At 74.2% G+C, this 4,880-nt stretch carries 4 protein-coding genes; all 4 read right to left on the bottom strand.

The annotated features are described in order from the left end of the window. Positions 1-82: 82 nt before the first annotated feature. Positions 83-1,345, bottom strand: a complete 1,263-nt coding sequence (locus tag AOK09_RS33725) for an MFS transporter (protein ID WP_055591028.1) — start codon at positions 1,343-1,345, stop codon at positions 83-85. 282 nt (positions 1,346-1,627) lie between these two features. Then, positions 1,628-2,695 carry a LacI family DNA-binding transcriptional regulator gene (locus AOK09_RS33720; protein ID WP_055591027.1) on the bottom strand — a complete coding sequence of 356 codons (1,068 nt, stop codon included), beginning with the start codon at positions 2,693-2,695 and terminating at the stop codon, positions 1,628-1,630. Positions 2,696-2,770: 75 nt separating this feature from the next. Continuing rightward, complete coding sequence (locus AOK09_RS33715) at positions 2,771-3,373, bottom strand: hypothetical protein (RefSeq protein WP_157876143.1); 603 nt, start codon at positions 3,371-3,373, stop codon at positions 2,771-2,773. Between the two features lie 147 nt (positions 3,374-3,520). Continuing rightward, positions 3,521-4,753 (bottom strand): DUF1996 domain-containing protein, encoded by a 1,233-nt coding sequence (locus AOK09_RS33710; protein ID WP_217698529.1) that lies wholly within the window; start codon positions 4,751-4,753, stop codon positions 3,521-3,523. Positions 4,754-4,880 lie beyond the last annotated feature (127 nt).

Here is a 4,880-nt window from a genome sequence, read left to right as displayed (position 1 = left end):
TGTCCCGCCGCGGCGGGACACCGCTGACCCGCCGTGCACGACGCCGCGCCCGCCCGGCCGCGACACCCGTGCGCCCCGGGGCCTAACGGTGCGCGGCCACATCGCGGCGCTCCGGCCCCGCGAATGAGCCACCACTCCCGGCGGTGCGGACCCGGCGGCTGGCGGTGACGGAGAGTGCCAGCAGCGCGAGCCACCCGGCGAGCACCAGCGTGGTGGCACGGGCGCCCAGGACCGCGACCAGAGCACCGCCGAGCGCCGCCCCCGCCGAGAGGGCGCCCGCGGTGAGGGTCTGCACGGCGGCCGAGGTCCGGCCGCGCAGCCGGTCCGGGGTGGTGCTGAGGCGATGGCTGCTGATGGCCACCGAGTGGATGGGGGCGATCACCGACTCGGCCGCGGCCACCACCCCGAGCAGCAGCGGCCCCGGAGCCACCGCGTACAGCGGGAACGTCAGAGCCTCCACCCAGAGCATCAGCACGGTGAGCCGCCCCAGCGGGAGGCGCGCCGCCGCCCGGGGCGCCAGCAGGGAGCCCAGCAGCGCGCCGATCGCGGCCCCGGTGAAGACCAGGCCGATCTGCACCGGCGAGGCACCGGCCGCCTGTGCCAGGGAGATGATCACCAGATAGCCGGCGCCGTAGCGCAGGGTGTCGGCGGTCTGGGCCAGCAGCAGCAGACGGAGCACCGGGCGGCGCCAGAGCCAGCCGATGCCCTCCCGGATGTCCGCGAGCACGCTGCGGCCGTCCGCCGCCGGCCGCCGCGTCCGGAAGGAGGCCCGCATCAGCCGCAGGGTCACCGCGGAGACCAGGAAGGAGGCGGCGTTGAACGCGAACGGCACGGCCCGGCCGGCCGCCTGGACCAGGGCGCCCAGCGGGGCACCGCCGACCCGCACCGCGCCCAGCACACCCTGGGTGGTCGCCAGCGCCGCGGGGAGCCGGTCGGGGCCGACGACATTGACCAGGGCGGCGGTGCCGGCGGCCTGGAAGAGGGAGCTGAGGATGCCGCCGACCGCTGCGAAGGCGTAGAGGTGGGGCAGCGTCAGCCGGCCCGTCCAGAGTGCGGCCGCGACGCTGCCGGCGGCCGCGGCCCGCCCGAGTTCGCACCAGACCATGGTGCGCCGGCGGTCCCAGCGGTCCACCAGGGCTCCGGCGAAGAGCCCGGAGAGCAGGAACGCCGCACTGTTCAGTCCGAGGACCAGACCGGCCTGCCCGGACGAGCCGGCCATGGCCAGCACCAGGAGCAGCAGGGCGAAGTCCTGGACCTGGTCGCCGGCGGACGAGACGACCTGACCGGAGGTCAGCAGAAGGAAGTTGCCGTTCCGCAGCAGCGGACGGGCGGAGAGGCGGGCCATGATGATTACGCTCCGTGATCGCGAGTGGGCACAAGGGTGGTGGGGCCTTGTGCCGGCACTAGACGATGGGAGCGATACGCATGGACGGAAGCCTAGGCCGCCCGAGCGCGCCGTGCAGGGGGATTTTCCGCCCCGCGGCGGCCCGGACGGGCGGGGTGCGCCCGGACCGGCGGGGTGGGCGCGGCTCGGCCGGGTGCGCGTGGGTGGTGGGCTTGCGCAGCGGCCTGGGCACGCCTGGGGAGCGCCCTGGGTCTGCCGGCCGTGCGGCGGACACCCAAGGGGTCAGGCGGACTGACGGACCACCAGGGACGGCTCGAAGACCACCGACACGGCCCTGCGGTCCGGCCGGTCCGGGCGGTCGAGGCCGTCCAGCAGGATCCGGGTCATCTCCTCGGCCATGGCCTCGACCGGCTGCCGGATGGTGGTGAGCAGCGGGCGGCCCGCGGTGGCTGCGCTGCTGTCGTCGAAGCCGATGACCGCGACGTCCCCGGGGACGCTGCGCCCCTGCTCCCGCAGGATGGCCAGGGCGCCCTGCGCCATCAGATCGTTGGCGGCGAAGACGCCGTCCAGCTCGGGGTGGTCGGCCAGCAGTCGGGTCATCGCCCGCTCGCCGCCCGCCTGGGTGAAGTCCGCCTCGGCGTGGGGGACATCGGGCAGGCCGCGCCGCTTCATGGCCTCCCGGAAGCCGTCCAGCCGTTCACGGGCCGCGGGCACGGCGGAGGGTCCGGCGATCACCGCGGTGCGGCGGCAGCCCCGGGCGAAGAGGTGGTCCGCGGCGAGTGCGGCGCCCTCGTGGTTGGCCAGGTCGACATGGCTGACCGGAACCCGTGGCTGGGGCCTGCCGAACAGCACCACCGGCAGTCCGTTGCGGGCGAGTTGGGCGGGCAGCGGGTCCTCGGCGTGGGTGGACACCACCAGGGCGCCGTCGGCGTTGCCCTGCCGCAGAAAGGCGAGGACCTGTTCCCGGCCGTCGGCGTCGTCCGCGAGCATCAGCACCGGGTGCAGTCCCTTGGGGCGCAGCCCGCTGAGGACGCCGCTGACCACCCGGCCGAAGAAGGGGTCGGTGAAGATCCTGGTCCGCGCCGCCTCGTCGTCACTGTCCCGGGCTCCCGTGCCGGAGACCACCAGGGCGACGGCGCCCGCCCTGCGGGTGACCAGGGAACGGGCCGCGCTGTTGGGGACGTACCCGGTGGCCTCCACGGCCTGGCGTACGGTCTCCTGGATCTCCGGGGCGACATTGCGCACCCCGTTGATGACGCGGGAGACGGTGGCCCGGGAGACGCCGGCGACGCGGGCGACGTCCTCCAGGGTGGCGGATCGACGTGCAGCCGACCGGGTGACTTCGGTCATGGAACTCTTTATAGCATGCCGTGAGAGCGCTCTATCGAGGTTTCCCGCCGGTCACCGGCGCGCAGCCGGTGCCGGTCAGTGCTCCTTCCAGCAGATCGTGACGGTGGTGGCGACGGTGAGGGCCACCCCTGCCCGGGGACGCGGCGGCGTGCCGAAGACCGCCGGGAGGCGGCTCACGTCGACCGTCAGCACCATGCGGTCCCTGAGGGCCACCGCCGACCCGTCGCCGCGGGCGAAGGCGGCGTCCCCCAGCCCGCGCACGGTACGGCTGCCGGCCGCGGCGGCCCGCAGCCGGCCGAACCGGGATGCCGCAGTGGGGCGGTCGGGGAGTTCCTCGACGGAGAGCCGCATGCTGCGGCCGCCGCCGTAGTCATAAGCGCACCAGTACACATGGCCGTCCCAGTGCGGGGAGAGCGGGGACCGGGGGGCGGTCCCCAGGGCTCCGGCGATCTCCTCGCGGATCTCCTCCGCACAGATCATCACGGTGGCCGCGGCGGGGGACCCGGCCGGGGCGCTCCCGGGCGCGGACGCCCCGGCGGGGGTTGGCCCGGCCGAGGCGGCCCCCGCCGTCGGCGCCCCCGCGGAAGCCGCCCCGGGAACCCCGTGCGCGGGACCGCCGCCGGAGGCGCAGCCCGCCGTGGCGGCCAGGGTCAGGAGTACGGCTGCGACTGCTCTCATGGATCCGGCTCTCCGGTTGGTGGCGTCCGCGGCCGCCCTCTGTGCCAAGGACGGCCGCGGACGCGGTCTGCGGGACGGACGCGCCCTGCGGGACGGACGCGGTCCACGGGACGGTCCCGGTCCGGGGAACGGACCGGGACCGGTGGATCAGGGCAGCAGGTACTGCGCGTTGAGCGCGGCGCCCTTCTCCGGCTGGTTCTGGTCGTAGCCGCGGGCGTCGCACTGCAGGCCGCCGACGATGCAGTGGTTCACCATCGCGGCGAGCGTGGGTGCGTCCCAGGCGTTGAAGAAGTCGTAGTGGAAGGAGAAGCCGCGCCCGCTCGACAGGTGGAGCTGCGAGAGGTCGGCGTCGTTGACCGGGAAGGCCATCTTGAACTCGATCATCGGCAGTGCGACCGGGTGGTCCGCCGGGCAGACGCCGTTGACCGGGTAGGCCATGTGGCTCTTGTGGTCGGGGGTGTCCAGGTAGAGACCGTTCCAGCAGCTGGGAGCCTGGTAGCGGATCTCGGCCTGGCCGCCGGACGGACAGTTCACCGGCAGGTCGATGTTGTGGTAGCTGTCGCCGCACTCCCAGCCGGCCACCCAGCCCGGGTCGGTGGCGAACTCGTTGGCCGTGGCCGCCGGGCTGCCGACCACGAATCGCAGGCCCGGCGGGAACGGCCGCACGCTGGTGTAGTCGTTGATCGCGCTCTTGTAGTAGATGGTCTGCACCCCGACCGGGTTGATCGCGGTGCTGCCGTCGTACAGGGTCGGCATCCAGTACGCCGACCTGTCCCCGGGGGCGAGGCAGGTGGTGCCGCCCGCCTGGAGCGACGCCAGGGTGGAGCCGGCGTTGGTGGTGGTGTTGCCCATGAAGGTGTGCATATGGGACTTGCCGGCCTGCCCCGGGTAGACGATCGGGTCGTCGGGCAGGTTGTGGTTGGCCGAGCAGTTCGCCTGGAACTCGTGGAAGTAGGCGTGCGGCGGGGTGTAGGTGGACGGGATGACCCCGGTGACCTGGGGGTTCGCCAGGACGTAGCCGTCCGTGGGCAGGCTCGCCGTGCCGTATGCCTTGATCTCGTAGAGCGAGTAGCCGTAGCCGGTGGCCCGGTGGGTGGCGTAGAGGCGCAGATAGCGTCCGCTGCCGGAGACGGCGAGGTTCTGCACGCCGCCGGTGCCGGTGCCGGTGGAGTAGACGGTGGTCCAGGTGGTGGCGTCGTCGGAGGTCTGCAGCTGGAAGGCGTCGGCGTAGGCGGCCTCCCAGTCCAGCTCCACCCGGGAGACGGTGGCGCCGGCCCCGAGGTCGATCCGGATCCAGGCGGGGTCGCTCCAGGTGCTGGCCCAGCGGGTGGCGGGGTCGCCGTCGACGACGGCCCCGGCGGGGAAGTTGGCGCTCTCCATGGACGAGGCGGTGACCGGGCGGGACTGCGAGATCAGCGTCTCGGCGGCGGCCGCGTGCTGGGTGGCGGCGCCCAGGCCCAGCAGGGAGAGCAGGGTGGTGAGGGTGAGCGCCAGGGCTGTGCGGCGC

Origin of the sequence: Peterkaempfera griseoplana, assembly GCF_001418575.1 — a bacterium.
In the GTDB taxonomy this organism is placed as follows: Bacteria; Actinomycetota; Actinomycetes; order Streptomycetales; family Streptomycetaceae; genus Peterkaempfera; species Peterkaempfera griseoplana.
Note: the sequence above shows the minus strand (reverse complement) of the source record. Positions and strands in the feature narration are given on the sequence as shown.

Coding starts and splice junctions, on each gene's coding strand:
- AOK09_RS33720 (WP_055591027.1), bottom strand. CDS start 2,695: ATGACCGAAGTCACCCGGTCGGCTGCACGTCGATCCGCCACCCTGGAG.
- AOK09_RS33725 (WP_055591028.1), bottom strand. CDS start 1,345: ATGGCCCGCCTCTCCGCCCGTCCGCTGCTGCGGAACGGCAACTTCCTT.
- AOK09_RS33715 (WP_157876143.1), bottom strand. CDS start 3,373: ATGAGAGCAGTCGCAGCCGTACTCCTGACCCTGGCCGCCACGGCGGGC.
- AOK09_RS33710 (WP_217698529.1), bottom strand. CDS start 4,753: ATGGAGAGCGCCAACTTCCCCGCCGGGGCCGTCGTCGACGGCGACCCC.